This is a genomic window from Streptomyces sp. NPDC052016 (assembly GCF_044548445.1).
Taxonomy (GTDB): domain Bacteria; phylum Actinomycetota; class Actinomycetes; order Streptomycetales; family Streptomycetaceae; genus Streptomyces.
Map to the genome: position 1 here is coordinate 31,298 of NZ_JBIUBX010000015.1, position 20,571 is coordinate 51,868.

18 protein-coding genes are annotated in these 20,571 nt (G+C 72.8%); 10 read left to right on the forward strand and 8 right to left on the reverse strand.

The features are described 5' to 3' along the window. Positions 1-215 precede the first annotated feature (215 nt). The gene (locus ACIHAR_RS19705; protein WP_365469584.1) at positions 216-1,397 is read left to right on the forward strand and encodes an acyl-CoA dehydrogenase family protein; all 1,182 of its coding nucleotides are present in this window, start codon (positions 216-218) and stop codon (positions 1,395-1,397) included. Between the two features lie 37 nt (positions 1,398-1,434). Here the strand turns inward: ACIHAR_RS19705 and ACIHAR_RS19710 are convergent, their stop codons facing one another. Then, positions 1,435-1,872, reverse strand: a complete 438-nt coding sequence (locus tag ACIHAR_RS19710) for a cell division protein SepF (protein ID WP_365469581.1) — start codon at positions 1,870-1,872, stop codon at positions 1,435-1,437. A gap of 393 nt (positions 1,873-2,265) precedes the next feature. Between ACIHAR_RS19710 and ACIHAR_RS19715 the strand changes: the two genes are divergently transcribed. From ACIHAR_RS19715 to ACIHAR_RS19735, 5 genes are all read left to right on the forward strand, one after another. Then, positions 2,266-3,375, forward strand: a complete 1,110-nt coding sequence (locus tag ACIHAR_RS19715; RefSeq protein WP_400020689.1) for a DUF5685 family protein — start codon at positions 2,266-2,268, stop codon at positions 3,373-3,375. Positions 3,376-4,368: 993 nt separating this feature from the next. Further along, a complete protein-coding gene (locus ACIHAR_RS19720; protein WP_365469572.1) occupies positions 4,369-5,274 on the forward strand; it encodes a S1 family peptidase in 906 nt (301 codons plus the stop codon). 620 nt (positions 5,275-5,894) lie between these two features. Next, a complete protein-coding gene (locus ACIHAR_RS19725; RefSeq protein ID WP_400020860.1) occupies positions 5,895-6,941 on the forward strand; it encodes a S1 family peptidase in 1,047 nt (348 codons plus the stop codon). A 1,008-nt stretch (positions 6,942-7,949) separates the two neighbouring features. Further along, the gene (locus ACIHAR_RS19730; RefSeq protein WP_400020692.1) at positions 7,950-11,402 is read left to right on the forward strand and encodes a DNA polymerase III subunit alpha; all 3,453 of its coding nucleotides are present in this window, start codon (positions 7,950-7,952) and stop codon (positions 11,400-11,402) included. Next, on the forward strand, positions 11,399-12,379 hold the full coding sequence (locus tag ACIHAR_RS19735) for a DNA polymerase thumb domain-containing protein (RefSeq protein ID WP_365469566.1): 981 nt from the start codon (positions 11,399-11,401) through the stop codon (positions 12,377-12,379). Before ACIHAR_RS19730 ends, ACIHAR_RS19735 begins: the two co-directional genes overlap by 4 nt. A gap of 61 nt (positions 12,380-12,440) precedes the next feature. Here the strand turns inward: ACIHAR_RS19735 and ACIHAR_RS19740 are convergent, their stop codons facing one another. After that, complete coding sequence (locus ACIHAR_RS19740; RefSeq protein ID WP_365469563.1) at positions 12,441-12,815, reverse strand: cupin domain-containing protein; 375 nt, start codon at positions 12,813-12,815, stop codon at positions 12,441-12,443. Between the two features lie 112 nt (positions 12,816-12,927). On the opposite strand from ACIHAR_RS19740, the gene ACIHAR_RS19745 reads away from it, so the two are divergent. Beyond that, positions 12,928-13,371 (forward strand): MarR family winged helix-turn-helix transcriptional regulator, encoded by a 444-nt coding sequence (locus ACIHAR_RS19745; RefSeq protein WP_400020695.1) that lies wholly within the window; start codon positions 12,928-12,930, stop codon positions 13,369-13,371. A 171-nt stretch (positions 13,372-13,542) separates the two neighbouring features. After that, positions 13,543-14,406, forward strand: a complete 864-nt coding sequence (locus ACIHAR_RS19750; RefSeq protein ID WP_365469557.1) for an alpha/beta fold hydrolase — start codon at positions 13,543-13,545, stop codon at positions 14,404-14,406. 84 nt (positions 14,407-14,490) lie between these two features. Here the strand turns inward: ACIHAR_RS19750 and ACIHAR_RS19755 are convergent, their stop codons facing one another. Then, the gene (locus ACIHAR_RS19755; protein WP_400020698.1) at positions 14,491-15,522 is read right to left on the reverse strand and encodes a lytic polysaccharide monooxygenase; all 1,032 of its coding nucleotides are present in this window, start codon (positions 15,520-15,522) and stop codon (positions 14,491-14,493) included. A 140-nt stretch (positions 15,523-15,662) separates the two neighbouring features. Here ACIHAR_RS19755 and ACIHAR_RS19760 point away from each other — a divergent pair, with 140 nt between their 5' ends. Continuing rightward, on the forward strand, positions 15,663-16,169 hold the full coding sequence (locus ACIHAR_RS19760) for a GNAT family N-acetyltransferase (RefSeq protein ID WP_365456112.1): 507 nt from the start codon (positions 15,663-15,665) through the stop codon (positions 16,167-16,169). A 25-nt stretch (positions 16,170-16,194) separates the two neighbouring features. Here the strand turns inward: ACIHAR_RS19760 and ACIHAR_RS19765 are convergent, their stop codons facing one another. The 3 genes from ACIHAR_RS19765 to ACIHAR_RS19775 all read right to left on the reverse strand — a co-directional run bounded on the left by ACIHAR_RS19765 (position 16,195) and on the right by ACIHAR_RS19775 (position 18,015). Then, positions 16,195-16,329 carry a hypothetical protein gene (locus ACIHAR_RS19765; protein ID WP_365456109.1) on the reverse strand — a complete coding sequence of 45 codons (135 nt, stop codon included), beginning with the start codon at positions 16,327-16,329 and terminating at the stop codon, positions 16,195-16,197. Positions 16,330-16,568: 239 nt separating this feature from the next. Beyond that, positions 16,569-17,105, reverse strand: a complete 537-nt coding sequence (locus tag ACIHAR_RS19770) for a DUF402 domain-containing protein (protein WP_365456106.1) — start codon at positions 17,103-17,105, stop codon at positions 16,569-16,571. Beyond that, the gene (locus ACIHAR_RS19775; protein ID WP_365456103.1) at positions 17,086-18,015 is read right to left on the reverse strand and encodes a GNAT family N-acetyltransferase; all 930 of its coding nucleotides are present in this window, start codon (positions 18,013-18,015) and stop codon (positions 17,086-17,088) included. The genes ACIHAR_RS19770 and ACIHAR_RS19775 overlap by 20 nt, the downstream gene beginning before the upstream one ends. Positions 18,016-18,088: 73 nt before the next feature. Between ACIHAR_RS19775 and ACIHAR_RS19780 the strand changes: the two genes are divergently transcribed. After that, positions 18,089-18,457, forward strand: a complete 369-nt coding sequence (locus tag ACIHAR_RS19780) for a GntR family transcriptional regulator (RefSeq protein WP_365456100.1) — start codon at positions 18,089-18,091, stop codon at positions 18,455-18,457. Positions 18,458-18,470: 13 nt separating this feature from the next. Here ACIHAR_RS19780 and ACIHAR_RS19785 read toward each other — a convergent pair whose 3' ends face one another. Then, the gene (locus ACIHAR_RS19785) at positions 18,471-19,247 is read right to left on the reverse strand and encodes a DUF72 domain-containing protein (RefSeq protein ID WP_400020702.1); all 777 of its coding nucleotides are present in this window, start codon (positions 19,245-19,247) and stop codon (positions 18,471-18,473) included. 55 nt (positions 19,248-19,302) lie between these two features. Next, a complete protein-coding gene (locus tag ACIHAR_RS19790; RefSeq protein ID WP_400020704.1) occupies positions 19,303-20,397 on the reverse strand; it encodes a DUF5925 domain-containing protein in 1,095 nt (364 codons plus the stop codon). Between the last annotated feature and the right edge of the window lie 174 nt (positions 20,398-20,571).

Consider the following 20,571-nt stretch of genomic DNA (forward strand, 5'->3'; position numbering starts at 1 on the left):
GGGACCTCCCACCTCCGCACTGCCCGTGACCGCCGATCGAGGGCGTCGCCCCCGAGGCCGGGCGCCGTCGGCGGAGACGTGGGGTACCGGCCGGCTGCGGGCACGGGAGCGAGGGCGCCGTCCGTCGTGGGGACTGGACGGGTGGGGTGGGGCGACGTACCGTCGGAGCCGACGATTCGGCTAGCGGTGCTAGTTTTCAGCTCGGAGGTTCTCAGTTGGCTTCCCCCGGTCCCTTCGACCCCTACGACCCCCTCGGTCTCGACGACCTGCTGACGCCCGAGGACCTTGCCGTGCGGGACACCGTGCGGCGCTGGGCGGCGGACCGGGTGCTGCCGTACGTGGCCGACTGGTACGAGGCGGGGGAGCTGCCGTCGATCCGGGAGCTGGCGCGGGAGCTCGGCGGGATCGGGGCGCTCGGCATGTCCCTCCAGGGGTACGGGTGCGCCGGGGCCGGTGCGGTGCAGTACGGGCTCGCCTGTCTGGAGCTGGAGGCCGCCGACTCCGGGATCCGGTCCCTCGTCTCCGTGCAGGGGTCCCTCGCCATGTACGCCGTGCACCGGTTCGGCAGCGAGGAGCAGAAGCAGGCGTGGCTCCCGCGCATGGCAGCCGGCGAGGTCATCGGATGCTTCGGGCTGACCGAACCCGACCACGGATCCGACCCCGCCTCCATGCGCACGTACGCCAAGAGGGACGGCTCCGACTGGGTGCTCAACGGGCGGAAGATGTGGATCACCAACGGTTCCGTCGCGGGCGTCGCGGTGGTGTGGGCGCAGACGGAGGAGGGGGTGCGGGGCTTCGTCGTGCCCACCGACGTGCCCGGATTCTCCGCGCCCGAGATCCGGCACAAGTGGTCCCTGCGGGCCAGCGTCACCAGCGAGCTCGTCCTCGACGACGTACGGCTGCCCGCCGACGCCGTACTGCCGGAGGTCGTCGGGCTCAAGGGCCCGCTCAGCTGCCTGTCCCACGCCCGGTACGGGATCGTGTGGGGAGCCATGGGGGCGGCGCGCACCTGCTTCGAGACCGCCGTCGAGTACGCGAGGACGCGGGAGCAGTTCGGGCGGCCGATCGGGGGCTTCCAGCTCACCCAGGCCAAACTCGCCGACATGGCGGTCGAACTGCACAAGGGGATTCTGCTCGCCCATCACCTGGGGCGGCGCATGGACGCCGGTCGCCTGCGGCCCGAGCAGGTCAGCTTCGGCAAGCTCAACAACGTACGGGAGGCGATCGAGATCTGCCGGACGGCGCGGACGATCCTGGGCGCCAACGGGATCTCCCTGGAGTACCCCGTGATGCGGCACGCGACCAACCTCGAGTCGGTGCTCACCTACGAGGGCACCGTCGAGATGCACCAGCTCGTGCTGGGCAAGGCGCTCACCGGGCTCGACGCCTTCCGCTGACCCCCGGAGGGGGGCAGGGCCGGTGAGCGGCCCTGCCTCAGCTCTGGTTGAAGAATCCGTCCGCGCGGTGCGGGGCCGGGTCGCCGTTCACGATCTCCGTGTTGGCGGGGGTCAGCAGGAACACGCGGGTCGAGACCCGCTCGATCGAACCGCGCAGGCCGAAGATCAGCCCGGCCGCGAAGTCGACGACGCGCTTGGCGTCGGCGGGCTCCATGGCCGTGAGGTTCATGATGACCGGCACCCCTTCGCGGAACAGTTCGCCGATCACCCGCGCGTCCCGGAAGCTGTCCGGGGTCACGGTGCCGATCCGGCGGCCCTTCTCCTCGGCCGTGTCCGTGGCGACCTTCACACGCGGGTCGGTGACCCAGGCGTCTCCGGAGTCGGTCCCCTCGGAATAGTCGTCGTCGTAGTAACGCTCGTCATCGTTGTCGTCGACGAGGCCCAGCCAGGCGCTCGCCTTGCGTACCGATCCCATGGACGCCTCCTCTCACAGCGGTCTTGCTTGCTTTCCGCATTCCCCATGGTCGTCCATGATGCGGATGTCGCGCCAAGTGGATAGACGCCGCGCGGGGGGTTTGTGACGGTACTGGTGCACAGTCGATCCGTCGAGAGTCCGTATGCCCCAAGGGTCGCGACACATACGGCTGCTGACTGTGAGTGAAATATGATTCTTCACGGCGTACGGGTGAGGGGCGGAGCGTACGGGTGAACCGCGCGAGCCGCTCCCCCGTGACGGTCCGTCGATACGATGCGGCAGCTCACGGCAGTTCAGCGCTGCACAACGTCGTACGGATCACGGGGGATCGTCGTGTTCGGAATCGTCAGGCCGTGCCGTCACCGGCTCGGTGAAGGGCTCAGGACCCAGTGGATGGCGCATTTGTGCGGGCTGTGCCTCGCACTGCGGAAGGACCACGGGCAGTTCGCGCGGGTGGTGACCAACTACGACGGGTTGCTGATATCCGTCCTGACGGAAGCTCAGGCGGCACCCGGGGCGACGCGGCGGGACGGCGGATGGCGGCGTACGGCCGGACCCTGCCCGTTGCGCGGGATGCGCACCGCGTCCGTCGCTCAGGGTGAGGGGGCGCGGCTCGCGGCCGCCGTCTCGCTGGTGCTGGCCTCCGCAAAGGTGCGCGACCATGTCGCCGACGGGGACGGCTGGCTGGCGCGGCGGCCGGTGGCCCTGGCCGCACGCCGGGTCGCCTCGAGCTGGGGTGCGGCGGGAGCCCGCGGCGGATCGGCCGTCGGGTTCGACACCGCCGTACTCGTCGACGCCGTGGACCGGCAGGTCGGCATCGAGACGCTCGCCGGGCCCGGCACGCCGGTCCTGACGGTCACCGAACCGACCGAGACCGCGACCGCCGCGGCCTTCGCGCACACCGCGATCCTGGCGGGGCGGCCGGGCAACGCCGAGCCGCTCGCCGAGGCGGGGCGCCTCTTCGGCCGGCTCGCCCACCTCCTGGACGCCGTCGAGGACAGGGAGACCGACGCCGCGTCGGGTGCCTGGAACCCCCTCACGGCCACGGGGACCTCGCTCGCCGAGGCGCGGCGGCTCGCGGACGACGCGGTGCACGGCATACGTCTCGCCCTGCGGGAGGCGGAGTTCACCGACGGGAGGCTGGCCCACCGGCTGCTCGTGCACGAACTGCCCGTCGCCGTCGACCGCGCCTTCGGCACCGCCGCCTGCGCCCACGGCGCGGGCCCGTACGCGCCGCCCGGTGGCCCGGGCGCACCCCTGCCGCCGGAGCCGCCGCACCGTGACCGGAGGGGGCTGATCGCGGGCTGTGCCGTCTGGGCCGGCCTCGCCTGCACCTGTCAGATGTGCTGCGGCACCTACGAGGACCCCTGGTCGCGGCAGCGCAGGGAGGGACTGTGCACCAACTGCGACTGCAGCGGGTGCGGCGACTGCTGCAGCTGCTGCGACTGCTGCGGGAACTGCTGTGACAGCTGCGGCTGCGACGGCTGCGGCTGCGACTGCTAGTCCGTCAGTTCCCGGCGGGGGTGTCGTCGCGCACGCCGCGCCGGGGTCCCGCTCGGACACGAGTGCGGGTGGTGAGGATGCTCGCGGGCCGGAGACGCCCGTACGGAATACGGGGGAACCACCCTCCGCCCGCACTCGGGTCCGATCCGGCCGGGAAGTGATCACCGCGTGATGACAGAGATGATCGTATGACTGCGGATGCGGTCGACGACGGGAAGCGACGGGACGAGCACCCTGTCGCGACGGCGCCGGCGCCCCACGGGTCCCTCGCGCGCACCGGCGCGGAATGGCCGAAGGGCCGTCCGGCCGGGCGACTTCCGGACATCCCTGGGGCGTGGGGGGCCGGTGAGGTCGTGCCGGTCCGTGCGGCGCTGCGGGGGATACGCGGCGTCGACCCGGCCGCCGAGGGCGGGGTCGGGCCGCGGCTGCGGAATTCGGAGGACGCCCCTGACGGCCCGAGCCGGTCGGCAGCGGACTGCTGCACGCCGTGCGGCGCGGGGTCGTACCGATCGGTTCCGGTTCCCGCGGCCGGTGGCGCCCGACGGCGAGGGGCGCACGACCGCCGACGTCGGCGGCGCGCGACCGTCGCCGTACGCCTTCACCCACTGCTCGGCGTGAGACCGGACGAAGAGGACCGGGCCGGGCCGGTCGCCGGCACGGACCGCGTCAGGGTCTGACGCGGCCCGACCTGGACGAGGGAAGGGCCGCAAGCGCCCCGAGGCGGGGCCGACCGGGTCCGCCGACCACCGTCCGTCAACTGGCGGACAAGGGGCCCGATGACGGTCCATCGCGGGCCCAACTCACCGAGTTGGTTCAAAAGTCGACGGCCGAAAGGCGCCCTTGCGCCGACCGGCCGTTCGGCCGAATACTCCCCCACAGCGCTTGTCAGGGGCACGGCGTGTTCGCAAACCGGACGCCGGAGAGCCTCTCGACTGCGCCTCACGGGCCCCGACCCCACGCGGGCCCCCGACTTCCCCTGGGAGGGAACGAAACGTGAGGATCAAGCGCACCACCCCCACCAGCGGCATCACGAGACGGACCCGGCTGACCGCCGTTGCCACCGGCCTCGTCGCCGCGGCCGCCGTCGCCATTCCCCACGCGAGCGCGGCGGACACCACCCCCTTCAGCGCCGCCGAACTCAAGAGCGCCAGCAGCTCGGTGCTCAAGGCCGACATCCCGGGCACCGCCTGGGCGGTCGACAGCAAGACCAACCGGGTCGTCGTCACCGTCGACAGCACGGTGTCCCAGGCCGAGATCGCGAAGATCAAGGAGCAGGCCGGCGTCAACGCCGACGCTCTGACGATCAAGCGCACCGAGGGCACGTTCCAGAAGTACATCCAAGGCGGCGACGCCATCTATGCGAGTAGCTGGCGCTGCTCCCTCGGCTTCAACGTCCGTGACAGCGCGGGCAACTACTACTTCCTGACGGCCGGTCACTGCACCGACGGCGCGGGCACCTGGTACTCCAACTCCGCCCGTACCACGGTCCTCGGTCCGACCGCGGGCTCCAGCTTCCCGACGAACGACTACGGCATCGTCCGGTACAGCAACACGTCGATCACCAAGTCGGGCACCGCCGGCGGCGTCGACATCACGCGTGCGGCCAACCCCACCGTCGGCACCACCGTCTACCGTGACGGCTCGACCACCGGCACCCACAGCGGACGGGTCACCGCGCTCAACGCGACCGTCAACTACGGCGGCGGCGACATCGTCTACGGCATGATCCAGACCAACGTCTGCGCCGAGCCCGGCGACTCCGGCGGCTCCCTCTACGGCAGCAACGGCGTCGCCTACGGTCTGACCTCCGGCGGCAGCGGCAACTGCACCTCCGGTGGCACGACCTTCTTCCAGCCCGTGGTGGAGGCCCTGAACGCCTACGGCGTCAGCGTCTTCTGATCCGGGCCCGGCCTGAGCTGCGGCCGGCAGCAGGGGAGCCCCCGCACGCAACGGCGTGCGGGGGCTCCCCCCTTTCCGGGGCCCGACCCGCGTCCGGCGGTGCGGTCTGTCCGAGGGCGGGGCACGGGCGTCGAGCAGCCGCGGGGGGTGAGGGCCCCGGTTTGGCGCCGAGCAACTGCGGCTGCTGGGGATGGTGCTGGCGTGGGCGTGGGTGTGGGTGTGGGGAGGAACCCGGCATCGGTACCGCCGTTCCCTCCGGAGCTGTTGCGGTTGCTGGAGGAGGTGGAGCGGCAGTTGCCCCAACGGGCCGACTGTGAGGGCGAGATCAGGCCAGGACCAGACCTTACCGCCGCGTACATGGTTACTCACGCGTAGCGTTTGCAGTGCGAACTTTCCCGACATGAAAGGGCTTGCGCGGGGTGGTGAAGGCACCGAGGGCGCGCGGTGGCCAGGGTGTGCGCGTCCTGAAGTCGACCTTGTGTGCTCCCTGTGGGGTTCGGAAGAGTGGGCGCCCGTCAACCCAGCCTTCCGGCCCACGACGGTCCCCATAACCGTCCGGGTCGACCCCCACAGGAGGACCCGAGTTGAAGCACCGACGCATACCCAGGCGGCGGGCCGTCATGGCGGGAGCGGGCGTCGCCGCCCTCGTCACCGCGGGAGTCACCTTCCAGAGTGCGAACGCCAGTGAGACCCCGCAAACCTCCGAGCCCCGGGTCCTCACGGCCCTCGCGGCCGGAAAGCTCGCTTCGACGCTCGGCCAGGACCTCGGCGCCGACGCGGCGGGCACGTACTACGACGCCAAGTCCAGGAGTCTCGTGGTGAACGTCCTCGACGAGGCCGCCGCGAAGACCGTCGAGGCGGCCGGCGCGCAGGCCAGACTCGTCGAGAACTCCCTCGCCGAGTTGAAGAGCGCCCGGACGACGCTCACGAACGACGCGGCCATTCCCGGCACCTCCTGGGTGACCGACCCGACCACCAACAAGGTCGTCGTCACCGCCGACCGCACGGTCTCCGACGCCGAGTGGGCCACGCTCACCAAGGTCGTCGAGGACCTCGGCGGCACGGCGGAACTGCAGCGCACCAAAGGGGAGTTCAAGCCCTTCATCGCGGGCGGCGACGCCATCACCGGCGGCGGTGGGCGCTGCTCGCTCGGCTTCAACGTGGTCAAGGGCGGCGAGCCCTACTTCCTGACGGCGGGTCACTGCACCGAGTCCGTCTCGACCTGGTCGGACTCCTCCGGCACCCGGATCGGCGCCAACGAGGCCTCCAGCTTCCCCGGGGACGACTACGGCCTCGTGAAGTACACCGCCGACGTCGACCACCCGAGCGAGGTGAACCTCTACAACGGCTCGACGCAGGCGATCACCGGCGCCGCCGAGGCCACCGTCGGCATGCAGGTCACCCGCAGCGGCTCCACGACCCAGGTGCACTCCGGCACGGTCACCGGCCTGGACGCCACGGTGAACTACGGCAACGGCGACATCGTCAACGGCCTCATCCAGACCGACGTCTGCGCCGAGCCCGGCGACAGCGGCGGTTCCCTCTTCTCCGGCGGCAGCGCGATCGGCCTCACCTCCGGGGGCAGCGGCGACTGCACCTCGGGCGGGGAGACGTTCTTCCAGCCGGTGACGGAGGCGCTGTCGGCGACGGGCACCCAGATCGGCTGACCCGGCCGACCTCACCGTTTCGCGACGTCCCGCCCCGGGTGTGAGGGGCGGGACTTCTGTGCGTGCGAGGGCGGCTTGCCGGGTGTCGGGCGGGACGTCGCTGGGCGTGCGAGGGCGGGGCTTCGTCACCTGCGAGGGGCGGGCCGGCGCGCGTGCGCGCGAGGCTGGGCGTCGCCCTCGTGACAGGTGGCGGGCGGGACTTCGCGTGGGCGGGTTGTCCACGCCGCCTCGGTTCGAGGCCTGTTCCGCGCTTGCCTCGTCCGCGGTACCGCCGTCGGCAGAGCGATCCCGGCCCTCGCGGCCCTCCCCGGCCTTCGCGGCCCTCCCCGGCCCTCGCGCCGACAGCACCGGCAACGAGGCGGTCGTGCCGTTGCCCTCCGAAGCGAGTGGGCGGTCGAGCGCGCCGCCAGGGTCCCGGCGCTCGGCGCTCGGCGCTCGGCGCCCGACGGCAGCGCGGAGCCGGTGCCTTCCGGCGTGGCGTCGATCGTCCGGCCCAGAGATGCGCTTGCGAGCCGTCCCCGCGTCGGCCACCGCGCGGTCGAGTGGCTCGCCCGGGAGCCGTTCCCGACGGTTCTCCGCCTACCGGCTCGCGGTCCCGCCTGTCGGCTCGGGCCCCGCTACCCCGCCTACCGGCTCGCGCCCCCGCGACCCCGGCCCCCGCTCGCGGCATCGGCCCCAGCCCGCGACCCTGCGGCCCCCGCCCCCCACCGGGGACCCGCGAGCCGCCCGCCCGAGTCCAGCACCGTTCGGAGGAGTGACGAACCTCATCGCGGCGGGCGGACCGGCGGGCCGTGAGGGGCGGTCGGCCCGACTGCGCTGTCCCGCCGGGCTGCCATGGGGATGGCGTGAAGGCATCGGTCCAGCTTCCGCCTCGACCCCCTGTCGATACGGTCATGTGTTCGAATAAGCTCGCTGACCTAGTTCGATGCGGCTAGAGTAATCGAACGCGAGTACGATGAACGTATCGGGTGTTCTGGCTTAAAAGGGGTGGAGTGATGGAGGTGCGGCATGGCGGGCTTCGCCCATCTGCACGTCGCGTCCGGTTACTCCGCCCGCTACGGCGCAGCTCACCCGGAGCACCTTGTCCGAAGGGCGGCCCAGCGGGGCGTGACCGCGCTCGCGCTGACCGACCGGGACACGGTGACCGGGGTCGTACGGTTCGCGAAGGCCTGTGCCCGGGACGGGGTCCGGCCGGTCTTCGGTGTCGACCTGGCGGTGGAGGCCGTCGCGCCGCCCCCTCCCGGGCAGCGGCGCCGTACCCCCGCGCGCGGCGGCGCGCACGTGATCGAGCCGCCCTTGCGGTTCGTGCTGCTCGCCCAGGACCGGGAGGGCTGGGCGCGGCTGTGCCGCATCACTTCGGCGGCGCACGTGGGCGCCGTGTCCGGCCGGGCGCCGGTGGTGCCGTGGGAGGCGCTGCGCGAGCACGGCGGCCCCGGCCTGCTGGCGCTGCTCGGCCCGCTCTCGGAGCCGGTGAGGGCGCTGGCGGTGGGCCGGGAGGACGTCGCGGTGAAGCTGCTGGCGCCCTGGCAGGAGGTCTTCGGGGACGGGGTCAGGCTGGAGGCCGTCGCGCAGAAACGTTTCGGCATGGGGCCGGGGTCGCTCCGTCTGGCCGCCCGCACCCTGGCGCTGGCCGACCGCACCCGTACCACCGCCGTGCTCTCCAACGCCGTCCGCTACGCCGACCCGGAGCAGCACCGCCTCGCCGACGTCCTGGACGCCGCGCGGTTGCTGCGGCCCATCGATCGGCGCCGTCTGGACAGCGGGCAGCGCTGGCTCAAGGACGAGGGAAGGATGGCGGACATCGCGCGGCTGATCGCCGAATGCGCCGGAGCGGACGCCTGGCGGGCGCGCCGGCTGATGGCGGACACCGCCGCCACGGCGGCCTCGTGCGTCCTCGATCCCGTGTCCGGCCTCGGACTGGGCACACGGCACCTCCCGGAGCCGGAAGTGCTCGGCGCCGAGCCCGGGCCGGGCGGCGCGGCACGGCTGCTGCGCAGGCGGTGCGAGGAAGGGCTGGTCCGGCGCGGCCTGGACCACGACCGGGTCGCACTCGACCGGCTCGACGAGGAACTCTCCGTGATCTCCAAGCTGGACTACGACGCGTACTTCCTCGCCGTGGGCCAGGTCGTGGCCGACATCCGGGCGAAGGGCATCCGGGTCGCGGCCCGCGGCTCGGGCGCGGGCTCGATGGTCTGCCACACGCTGGACATCGCCACGGCCAACCCGCTCGACCACCGCCTGCTGTTCGAACGCTTCCTGAGCGAGCGCCGGGCGTCGCTGCCCGACATCGACATCGACGTGGAGTCCGCCCGGCGGCTGGAGTGCTACGACACGATCTTCGAAAGGTTCGGCAGGGAACGGGTGGCGGTCACCGCGATGCCCGAGACCTACCGGGCGCGCCGGGCCCTGCGGGACACCGGCCTGGCGCTGGGGATCGCGCCGGCGGAGGTGGACCGGATCGCCAAGAGCTTCCCGCACTTCCGGGCCTCCGACATCACCGCCGCCCTCGCCGAACTGCCCGAACTGCGGCAGCTCGCGGCCGAGGCGGACCGGTACGGGCCGCTGTGGGAGCTCGCCGAGGGCCTCGACTCCCTGGTCCACGGCATGGCCATGCACCCCTGCGGTGTGGTGATCGGCGACGCGACGCTCCTGGACCGGCTGCCGGTGCAGCCCACTCCGCAGGGCGACTACCCGATGGCGATGGCGGCCAAGGAGGAGATCGAGGACCTGGGGAACATCAAACTGGACGTCCTGGGGGTGCGCATGCAGTCCGCGATGGCCCACGCCGTCACGGAGATCGAGCGGACCACCGGCAACCGCATCGACCTGGACGACCCACGGCAGGTGCCGCTCGACGACGTCTTCGCGTTCAAGCTCATCCAGGAGAGCCAGACCCTGGGTCTGTTCCAGCTGGAGTCGCCCGGCCAGCAGGATCTGCTGTCCCGGCTCCAGCCGCGCGACCCGCAGGACGTCATCGCCGACATCAGCCTCTTCCGCCCCGGCCCGGTCCGCGGCGGCATGCCCGAGCGCTACATCGCCGCACGCCACGGCGGCTCCCCGGAGTACGCCCACCCGGACCTGGAGCCGGTGCTCGCCGACACCTACGGCGTGACCATCTGGCACGAGCAGATCATGGAGACCTTCTCGGTGATGACCGGCTGCGACCTCGCGCTGGCCGAGGTCGCCCGGCGGGCGCTCGGCGACAAGGACCGGCTGCCCAGGATCAGGGACTGGTTCCACCGCCAGGCGTCCGCCCGCGGTTACAGCGCGGCCGTCCGGGACGAGGTCTGGAAGACCGTCGAGGCCTTCGGCGCCTACGGCTTCTGCCGGGCCCACGCGGTCGCCTTCGCCGTACCCGCGCTGCAGAGCGCCTGGCTGAAGGCCCACTATCCGGCGTTCCTGCTGGCCGGCCTCCTCGAACACGACCCCGGCATGTGGCCCAAGCGCGTCCTCGTCGCCGACGCCCGCCGGGGCGGCGTGCCGGTCCTGCCCGTCGACGTCAACCGCTCCAAGGCGAAGCACACCGTGGAGCGGGCCGAGGGAGAGCGATGGGGCGTGCGCCTCGCGCTGTCCGAGGTGCGCGGCATCAGCGAGGCCGAGAGCGCGCGGATCGAGGAGGGCCAGCCGTACGGATCGCTGTCGGACTTCTGGCAGCGGGCCCGTCCCAGCAGGCCGGTCGCCGAACGCCTCGCGGAGATCGGCGCCCTGAACACCCTCCACGACGGCCGCCTCACGCGACGCGACCTGCTGCTGCAGATCGCCGAACTGCACCGGCAGTCCCGCAACCGGTCCGCGGGCGAGGGCCAGCTGCCCCTCGACGCGGGCGCCGTCGGCGGGGCCGAGCCCAGCGGCCTGCCGGAGATGACCGGACGCGAGGCGCTGAGCGCCGAGCTGAGCACCCTCGGCATCGACGTCTCCAAGCACCTGATGGAGCACCACCACCGGCTGCTGCGGGAGATCGGCGCGACCGACGCGGCCCACCTGGCCGGCACGCGCCCCGGTCAGCAGGTCCTCGTCGCCGGGGTGCGGGCCTCCACCCAGACCCCGCCGATCGCCAGCGGCCGGCGCATCATCTTCGTCACCCTGGAGGACGGTTCCGGCCTGGTCGACCTGGTCTTCTTCGAGGACTCCCACCCCGCCTGCGCCCACACCGTCTTCCACAGCGGGCTGCTGCTGGTGCGCGGCACGGTCCAGGTGCGCGGCACCCGCCGTACCGTCGTCGCCACCATGGCCTGGGACCTGGACGAGATCGCCGCCGCCCGCCGCGACAACGGCCCCGAGGCCGCGCTCGCCCTCCTCGGCGCCGACCACCCGCACCCGACCCCCGCCCAGCCGCGGCGCACCCTGGTCAACGGCACCGCGGGTGCCCGGCTGCACCCGTACGCCGACCTGCGCCCCGCAGGCAGCCGATCGGCCGATGTGAAGAAGCTCGGCTACACCAGCCCGGGGAGCGCGGGATGACCGGACGCCGGCGGCACATCGCCCACCTCTACCTGCACGCCGTACTGACCGAGGAGCAGTACGACGACGTGATCGAACTGATGTATGGCATCACGCCTCATGTGCAGGCCGTCCCGCCCAACGCCGTCCAGCTCGACCTGACCTCGGCCCTCAGGTACTTCGACCTGTCCCCCTACGACGTCGTGCAGTTGGCGAAGATGCGGCTGAAGCTCTTCTACGGCATCGACAGCAGCGCCGGCCTCGCGGGCAACCGCATGCTGGCCGCCATGGCGGCCGACGCGTCCGCGCCGGGAGACACCACCTGGGTCCCCGCCGAACGGTCCGCCGACTGGCTGCGCCCCCGCCCGGTCACCGCACTGCCCGGGGTCGGCCGTGCCACGGCGGAGACGCTCGGCAGGTACGGCCTGCACACCATCGGCCAGGTCGTCGACCTGCCCGCGGCCACCCTGCAGCGCCTCCTCGGCGTCGGCCAGGCGCGGCTCCTGACCGAACGCGCCCGAGGCCACGATCCCCGCCCGGTCACCCCCAGGGAGCCGGCGGCGCACCTCACCGCCGATCTCGTGTTCGACCGGGACAGCCTCGACCCCGCACAGCATCACCGAGCCGTCCTGGGGCTCGCCGACCGGATCGGTCAGCGCCTGCGCGCGGAGAACCAGGTCGCCGGCCGCGTCACCCTCACGGTCCGGTACGCCGACCGCAGCTCCACCACGCGCACGCGCGCGCTGCCGGAACCCACCCACCACTCACCCGCTCTCGCCGCGACCGCCCTGGGTCTGCTGACCTCCCTCGGGCTGCAGCGAGCGCGGGTGCGCGCCTTCGCGGTCCGTGCCGACGACCTCCTGCCGGCCGCCGATGCCTACCGTCAGCTCTCCCTGGACCCCGGCGACACCCGCGCCCGTGCCGCCGAGGCCGCCGCGGACCGGGCCCGTCGGCGCTTCGGCCCGGACGCGGTGCGGCCGGGCGCGCTGGCCGACTGACGGGCGCGCTGGCCGACTGACCGGCAGGAAGGCGGGCGGCCGGCGTCGTCGTGTGCGCAGGTCAGTTGGCCCACGGGGGAGTGATCCGCGTGCCGTCCGCGAGGACCGCTTCCAGGCCGAGGGAGGTCGTGACCCACGACAGGGCCGTGTGGTCGGTCGGATTCTCGACGGCGAGGGTCGTGCCCGCGCCGACGATCACGGTGTCGCCCGCCGTGACGCGCTCGGTGCGGCCGTCGAGCGTCAGGAGGAGTTCGCCGATGAGCAGATGGAGGATCTCCTCCCGGTTGACGGTGTGTGCGGGGGCTTTCGTCCCCGGGGGGATCTCGCCGCGCCAGGCGGCCAGTTCACGGCTCCCGGTGCGGGGGGTGGCGTAGGAGACGAAGCGGGCGCCGTGGATCTCGTGCGTGACGGTGTCGGAGGGGCGGACGACGGGCATGGCGGAACTCCTGACTCTGGCGGACCGGTGAAATGGTCAAGCTGCTTGACCATTTCTGGGGGACCATGGTCAAGCAGCTTGACCATGTCGTCAAGGGTGTTTCAATGCAGGCGTGCAGAACTCCGAAGCCCTCGCCCTGACCGCCGCCCTGCTCGCCGCCGCCGGTGATCTCACGCGGCGCATCAACCGCGGGGTCGAGGCCCGCGGTTTCGAGGGGCGGCCGGCCTACGGCTTCGCGTTCACGCGGCTCGCCCCGGACGGCGCGACGGTCACCGAGCTGGCCGTCCATCTCGGGGTGACCAAACAGGCGGCGAGCCAGCTCGTCGACGAGCTCGTCCGCAAGGGGTACGTCGAGCGCCGGCCGCACCCCCAGGACGCGCGGGCCCGGCTGATCGTGCTCACCGAGCGGGGGTGGGCGTGCACCCGCGCCGCGGAGGAGGCCGCCGCCGAGGCGGTGCGGGCATGGGTGGAGACGCTCGGGGAGGGTGAAGTGCGGGTGCTGGGCGACCGTTTGGCCCGCATCGCCCCCTACGGTCCCCTGAGGCCCACCTGGTGACGGAGTGTCAGAGTTGTCGGCAGCCCCGGCTGTCACCGGAAGTTTTTGCCGACGCGTAACTTCACACTTCACCTACTCGCTCGTAACTTGACGAGTGAACAGCATCCTCGTGATCCGGATCACAAGGCGTAAGGCCGTCGAACCTCCCTTGAGCCGCAAGGAGATCACGCGATGCTGCCCTGGAAGCGCCTGTTCAGACCGCTGGCCGCCCTGCTCCTGGCCGCAGCGGCCACCACCCTCCCCGCCTCCTCCGCCCACGCCTCCTCCGCCCCGAGCGAGGGAGGGTGGAACGACTACGACTGCACGCCCTCCGCCGCCCACCCCCGCCCCGTCGTCCTCGTCCACGGCACCTTCGCCAACTCGGTGGACAACTGGCTCGCCCTCGCGCCGTACCTGGAGAACCGCGGCTACTGCGTCTTCTCCCTCGACTACGGCCAACTGCCCGGCGTCCCCTTCTTCCACGCCCTGGGCCCCATCGACAAGTCGGCCGAGCAACTGTCCGCCTACGTCGACAAGGTGCTCGCCGCGACCGGCGCCGCCGAGGCCGACCTCGTCGGCCACTCGCAGGGCGGCATGATGCCCCGCTACTACCTGAAGTTCCTCGGCGGGGCCGCCAAGGTGAACGCCCTCGTCGGCATCGCGCCCAGCAACCACGGCACCACCCTCGCCGGGCTGACCCGCCTGCTGCCGTTCTTCCCCGGCGCCGAGGAACTCCTCACCGCCGCCACCCCCGCCCTCGCCCAGCAGATCGCCGGCTCCGACTTCATGACCAGGCTCAACGCGGGCGGCGACACCGTTCCCGGCGTCCGCTACACGGTCATCGCCACCAAGTACGACGAGGTGGTGACCCCCTACCGGTCGCAGTTCCTGAGCGGGAGCGACGTCAGGAACGTCCTCGTCCAGGACCTCTGCCCGCTCGACCTGTCCGAGCACGCGCTGCTCGGCCTGACCGACCGGATCGCCTTCCACGAGGTGGCCAACGCGCTCGACCCGGCGCACGCCACTCCCACCACCTGCGCGTCGGTGTTCGACTGACCCACCGCGCCGGCCGACCGCAGGATGGTGCCCACCGGGGCCTGACCGACCTGAGCCGCCGGTCAGGCCCCGGAGTTTGTGCGGTCAGCGGCCGTGCCGGCCGCCGCCCACCGCGCGCCGGCGCACCGACGCGAACAGCACGGCCGCGCCCAGCGCCAGGACGGCCGCGCCGCCGACGGCCAGATAGGGCGTGCTGCCGTCACCACCGGTCTCGGCGAGGTTCCCGCCGACGCCGGCCCCGGCCGCCTTCGGTTCGCCGGCCGCCATGGCCCGCGGGTCGTCGTCCGCGGCCGCGGGGGCCGCCGGGGCCGCGGACGACGAGTCGGTGGCCGGGGAGGCGGCCGCTTCGGAGGTCGGGCCGGAGGCCGGGTCCGTGGTCGTGGTGGCGTCGTCGTCGCCGTGACCGTTGTGCTCGATCGTCGACTTGTCGGCACCGTCCTCGATCTGCTGCTCCGAGGGCGCGGAGGCGGCCGGGGCGCCCCCGCCGAAGGTGACGTCCGAGCAGGAGTAGAACGCCTCCGGGCTGTCCGAGCGCTGCCACACCGCGTACAGCAGGTGCCGGCCCGAACGCTCGGGCAGGGTGCCGGAGAACGTGTAGAAACCGCCCGACGCGACCGGGTCGGTGGCCGTCGCCACCGGGTGCTCCAGGTCCAGGTCGGACCAGGCCAGCGGCTGCGCCGGGTCGTAGCCGGACTTGGTGACGTACACCGTGAAGGTGCCCTTGTGCGGGGCGGTCACACGGTATTTGAACGTGTACGGGCCGCCGCGCACGCTCGTCGCCGGCCAGTCGGCGCGGGCCAGGTCCAGGCCCTTGAACGCGGCGTTGTTCGCGCTGCACAGCTTGCCGTCGGGAATCAGCTCCTGGTGGCGGCCGTCGGCGTCGCCGATGCGCACGCCGTTCCAGTCGTACAGCGCCTGTGTCCCGCCGGCCGCGACAGCCGCCTTGCAGGCGTCCGACGCCGGGCTCTCGGGGCCCTCCGCGTAGCACTGCGCGACCCGGCTGACCGGGTCGCCCATCGAGCCGTGCGCGGCCGCGGGGGCGGCGGACAGCCCGGTCAGGGCCAGCGGGGTCAGGCCCACGGCGGCGACGACGGCGGCCTTGCGGCGTACGGGCATGGGACTCTCCTCGGAACCGGTGCTGATGTGTGCCGGAACCAAGAAACCCTGAAATCGCCTGCTGAGGGGGGCCGCGGACGATCTTTAGGGTCCCCTTAAGGAAGTGCTCAGACTGGGATCAGGTAGGTAGCGTGCGCACCATGACGAGCGACGGGACCACCGCGGGGATCCGGCCCGCCACGGCGGCCGACGTACCGGCCGTGACATCGGTGACGGATGCCGCGTACCGCCCCTACATCGAGCGCATCGGGGTCGTGCCGCAGCCCATGGAGGCGGACCACGCGGCGAACGTGGCGGCGGGGAAGGTGTTCGTGACCGGCGAGCCCGTCACCGGAGCGCTGGTGGTCGAGGCGTTCGCGGACCATCTGTTCCTCGACAGCGTCGCCGTCCACCCCGACGCCCGTGGCACGGGCGCGGGCGGGCGGCTGCTGCGTTTCGTGGACGCGCACGCGCGCGCACTCGGCCTGCCCGAAGTCAGGCTCTACACGAACGCGATGATGTGGGAGAACCAGGAGATCTACCCGAAATACGGCTACGAGGTCGTGGAGCGGCGGGTCGACGGTCCGTACGACCGCATCCACTACCGGAAGCGGCTGGACCGAACCGAGCCGCACCGGACCGTGGGGAAGCGCACCGAGGCGGAGTGAACCGGCCTGCGGGAGCTCGGGGCCGTCACCCGTCCGGCCACCAGGTGCGGGCGATGTCCTTCCGCACCTCGGGGCGTCCGGCGGGGCGCTCGTCGGCCTCCTTGCGGATCCTGCGGGCGTCCGTCTTCTTCAGGGGCTTCTGCACGGTCGTACGGCGCATGGCTGCCTCCTTGAGGATCCACCGGATTCCGCGGCTCCACGGAGGCAGACCCTTTCGGGGAGAGTTCCTCATCGCCGCCCGGTCTGTCAGTGGCGGCTGTCACGATTCGACTGTCAGTGGCGGGTGTCACTCCTGGGCCCAGGCAAACCAGAGTGACGGGGCGACTTCGGCGCGTGCCGACCCGGGCGCGACGGCGCCCGCCTCCGGGCGCCGAGGTGCCGGAGGGCCCGTCGTGCGGATCACGCCGCAGACGCGTCCTGGGCCAGCAGATCCTCGAAGCCGCCCTCGCGCGCCAGCGCCTCCAGCTCGTCGAGGGCGGCGACGGCGGCCGCCGCGGCCTGCGGATCCGACTCCGTCAGACCGCTCGCCTCGAACTCGTCCTCGTCCAGCCGTCGCACGTCCGTGCCGTCGGCGGAGCGCCACAGGTCGAGGTCGAGGTCCTCCACGACCAGTTCCCCGCCGGTGAGCACGGCCGGACGGGTGATGTCGCAGTACCAGCCCTTCACGGCGCCCGTCGCGGCGCGGACCTCCTTCACGGAGTACCAGCGGTCGCGCCAGTAGTACTCGGTGAAGACGTCACCGGCCTCGAAGCGTACGAACCCGAAGTCGCGTACGCCGTCACCGGCCCAGGGGGCGCGGACGGCGAGGCGGGTGCCGTCGTCGGACAGCAGCGCGGCCGGGTAGCGGATCTTCGTGCGGCCGGCCTTGACGAGGACGACGTCCACGTCGATCCGTCCCGCGGTTCCGCTCGCGGAGTCAGCCCAGTTCGCGGACATGGCGCACCTCCGTCGCGCGGATCTCGTACCCGAGCCACCTGTTGACGTCGAGCATCGGGCCGTTGTCCGTGTCGTTTCCCGTCAGGGCCACCGTGTACCCCGCCGCGCGGGCACGGTGCAGCGAGTGGTTCTTGGTGAGCTTGGCCAGACCGCGGCCGCGGAAGGCGCGGGCGGTGCCGGTCATGCCCGTGCCGTAGCGGGTGGCGCCGTCGGTGTGGGCCGCGCTGAAGGCGACGGGACGGCCGTCCACCACCGCGATCGAGGTCAGCTCCCGGTCGAGCAAAGGATTCCGCCAGGTCTCCTCGACCCAGGCCTCGTAGTCGGTGAGCTCCGCGTCGACGTCGCCGGGTTCGTCGGAGGAGACCTCCGCGTCCAGGGCGAACAGTGGGCGCGGGTCGTCCGCGAAATCGGCCGCGGTGCGCAGTTCGACGCCCGGCGGGGGGTCCTGGAGCGGCGGCAGCGGGGTGTTCGCCAGGTCCAGCACGAGGAAGTGCGCGGAGCGGCTCGGGCGGTAGCCGTGCCGTTCGGCGTAGGCGCGGTGGCCGGGCTCGTCCAGGACCCAGGAGAACACGTGGGTCGCGCCCTGGGCCGCCAGGTGCTCCTCCGCGGTGCGCACCAGCAGCGTGCCCGCGCCCCGGCCGGTCCGCGCCGGGTCGACGTACACGTTGAGCAGGCCCTGGCCGGGCCGAGGGCTCTCATGGGCGAGGCCGGCCTGGGCCGTGCCGATGATCTCGCCGTCCTCCTCGGCGACCAGCCTGCGGGAGCGGGCGTCGGGGTGGGCGTGGGTCACCTCGCGGGCCACCGACTCCGGCGTGGAGATCACGTAGGGCAGCGCGAGGTCCCGGACCCGGATGTAGGCCTCGAGGTCGGCCGGTACGTCGGGGCGCAGGTCGCGGACGATGACGGTCATGTGAGCGCACGCTACGGGGGACCGGCGGGCGGGTGCCTCCCATTTTCTCCGGCCGGTACGGGACAATCGGGCCGTGACCTTGAAGATCCACATCGCTGAGGGTGCCGCACCGTACGAGCAGGTGCGGTCCCAGATCGCCGAGCAGGCCCGGTCGGGGCGGCTGCCCGTGGGCTACCGGCTGCCGACCGTGCGGGGCCTCGCCGAGTCGCTGGGGCTCGCGGCGAACACGGTCGCCAAGGCCTACCGGGCCCTAGAGGCCGACGGGGTGATCGAGACCCGGGGCCGCCACGGCACGTACGTCGCCGCCGCGGGCTCGGCGGCGGAACGCGAGCTGGCCGCCGCCGCGCAGGCCTACGGGGAGCGGGCGCGGCGCCTGGGGCTCACGGAGGACGAGGCGCTGGCCGCGGTGCGCGACGCCCTGCGGGCGGCTTACGGGGGGTGAGCCCGCCGGGCCGTCACCGGTGGGCCGGTGAGGTGCGGTCGGGGACGCGGGTCGGACTCAGGCCCGCGCGTTCCGCCGCCCGCGCGAACGTCACCGCGTCGTCCACCGCCGCACCCCCCGGGTCGTTGTTGAAGTACGCGTACACGTCCGCTCCGGCCGGCCAGGTCGTGGCGATGCGGTCGAGCCAGGTCTCCAGGGAGCGGCGCCCGTAGTGGGGCCAGGGGCGGGCGCGGCCCTGGTGGAAGCGGACGTAGCCCCAGTCGGTGGTCCGCCACAGCGGGGTGACCGGGCGGGAGTGGGCGTCGGCCCAGCACAGGGCGGCTCCCCGGGCCTCCAGGACCCGGCGGACCGCCGGCGTCCACCAGGAGTCGTCGCGGGGTTCGACCGCGACGCGGGTGCCGGACGGGAAACAGGACAGGCAGCTGTCGAGCAGGTCCGGGTCGGCGCGCAGGGTCGGGGGGAGCTGGAGGAGAACCGGGCCCAGGCGGGCGCCCAGTCCGGCCGCATGGGTCATCAGGCGGTGCACCGGCTCCTGCGGGTCCTTCAGCCGCTTGATGTGGGTCAGATAGCGGCTCGCCTTGACCGCGACCACGAAGTCCGGCGGGACGCGCTCGCCCCAGGAGGCGAAGGTCTCCCGGGACGGCAGCCGGTAGAACGCGTTGTTGATCTCGACGGTGGCGAAGTGCGCCGCGTACTCCTCGAGCCACCGCCGCACGGGGACCTCGGCCGGGTACAGGACGCCCTTCCAGTCCTTGTACTGCCAGCCGGAGGTGCCGACGTGCAGGGTCATACCTCCATCAAAACACCCGGCGCCGTCTGCGACAGATACAGCCCCGCGCCGCCCGCTACAGGTACAGCCCGGCGTCCGCCCCGTCCCGCGGCTCCGGCAGCGCGGTCGGGGAGGTGCCCCGCCGCAGCGCGTACAGCTCCGCCAGGGTCGCCCCCTCGCGCCCGATCCCCTCCTCGGTGCCGAGCCAGTCCGCCGCCTCCCGCCGGGTCAGCGGGCCGACCTCGATACGGGCGAGGCAGCGGCCCGGGCGGACGACCGCCGGGTGCAGGCGCTCCAGGTCCTCGTTGGTGGTCACGCCCACCAGGACGTTGCGGCCCTGGCCCAGCAGACCGTCGGTCAGGTTCAGCAGCCGCGACAGCGCCTGGCCGGCCGTGTGCTTGGCCTCGCCGCGGATCAGCTCGTCGCAGTCCTCCAGGAGCAGCAGCCGCCAGCGGCCCTTGCCGGTGCCGTCCTCCTCGCCGATCGCGATGTCCATCAGGTAGCCGACGTCGGAGAACAGCCGCTCGGGGTCGAGCACGCAGTCCACCTGGCACCAGTCCCGCCAGGAGCGGGCCAGGGTGCGCAGCGCCGAGGTCTTGCCGGTGCCGGGCGGGCCGTGCAGGAGCAGCAGCCGGCCCGCGATGTCCTCCGGGGTCGTCCCCATCAGACGGTCCATCGCGTCGGCGACCGGGGCCGTGTAGTTGGGGCGGATCTCGTCCCACGTGCCCGCGGAGATCTGACGGGTGGTGCGGTGCGGGCCGCGCCTCGGGGAGACGTACCAGAAGCCCATGGCCACGTTCTCAGGCTGGGGTGCGGGCTCGTCCGCGGCGCCGTCCGTGGCCTCGCTGAGCACTTTCGCGGCCAGTTCGGCGCTGGTGGCGGTGACCGTCACGTCGGCGCCGCGGTTCCAGCGGGAGACCAGCAGCGTCCAGCCGTCGCCTTCGGCGAGGGTCGCGCTGCGGTCCTCGTCCCGGGCGACGCGCAACACGCGTGCGTCCGGCGGGATCAGGTTCGCGCCGGAGCGCACGCGGTCGATGTTCGCCGCGTGCGAGTACGGCTGCTCGCCCGTCGCGAAGCGGCCGAGGAACAGCGCGTCGACGACGTCGGACGGGGAGTCGGAGTCGTCGACGGTGAGCCGGATCGGCAGAGCGTCGTGTGGGTGCGCGGACATGCCGCCATGATCCGGCAGACGGTGCCCGCGTGCACCCGGTTTCCGTGCCGCGCGTCGGTGTGTCGGACGGGTCCCGTGCGTCCCGATGGTTTTCGGGGGATCACGGGGGATTGCGGTGGTTTTCCGATGGATCCTGTGGATTCCCGTCGCGTGGTGTGGACGCCGTGGGCCGCG

Excerpts from the sequence above, each read along its gene's own strand:
- ACIHAR_RS19710 (WP_365469581.1), bottom strand. The coding sequence starts at position 1,872 with ATGGGATCGGTACGCAAGGCGAGCGCCTGGCTGGGCCTCGTCGACGAC.
- ACIHAR_RS19715 (WP_400020689.1), top strand. The coding sequence starts at position 2,266 with ATGGCGCATTTGTGCGGGCTGTGCCTCGCACTGCGGAAGGACCACGGG.
- ACIHAR_RS19725 (WP_400020860.1), top strand. The coding sequence starts at position 5,895 with ATGGCGGGAGCGGGCGTCGCCGCCCTCGTCACCGCGGGAGTCACCTTC.
- ACIHAR_RS19730 (WP_400020692.1), top strand. The coding sequence starts at position 7,950 with ATGGCGGGCTTCGCCCATCTGCACGTCGCGTCCGGTTACTCCGCCCGC.
- ACIHAR_RS19735 (WP_365469566.1), top strand. The coding sequence starts at position 11,399 with ATGACCGGACGCCGGCGGCACATCGCCCACCTCTACCTGCACGCCGTA.
- ACIHAR_RS19740 (WP_365469563.1), bottom strand. The coding sequence starts at position 12,815 with ATGCCCGTCGTCCGCCCCTCCGACACCGTCACGCACGAGATCCACGGC.
- ACIHAR_RS19750 (WP_365469557.1), top strand. The coding sequence starts at position 13,543 with ATGCTGCCCTGGAAGCGCCTGTTCAGACCGCTGGCCGCCCTGCTCCTG.
- ACIHAR_RS19755 (WP_400020698.1), bottom strand. The coding sequence starts at position 15,522 with ATGCCCGTACGCCGCAAGGCCGCCGTCGTCGCCGCCGTGGGCCTGACC.
- ACIHAR_RS19760 (WP_365456112.1), top strand. The coding sequence starts at position 15,663 with ATGACGAGCGACGGGACCACCGCGGGGATCCGGCCCGCCACGGCGGCC.
- ACIHAR_RS19765 (WP_365456109.1), bottom strand. The coding sequence starts at position 16,329 with ATGCGCCGTACGACCGTGCAGAAGCCCCTGAAGAAGACGGACGCCCGC.
- ACIHAR_RS19770 (WP_365456106.1), bottom strand. The coding sequence starts at position 17,105 with ATGTCCGCGAACTGGGCTGACTCCGCGAGCGGAACCGCGGGACGGATC.
- ACIHAR_RS19775 (WP_365456103.1), bottom strand. The coding sequence starts at position 18,015 with ATGACCGTCATCGTCCGCGACCTGCGCCCCGACGTACCGGCCGACCTC.
- ACIHAR_RS19785 (WP_400020702.1), bottom strand. The coding sequence starts at position 19,247 with ATGACCCTGCACGTCGGCACCTCCGGCTGGCAGTACAAGGACTGGAAG.
- ACIHAR_RS19790 (WP_400020704.1), bottom strand. The coding sequence starts at position 20,397 with ATGTCCGCGCACCCACACGACGCTCTGCCGATCCGGCTCACCGTCGAC.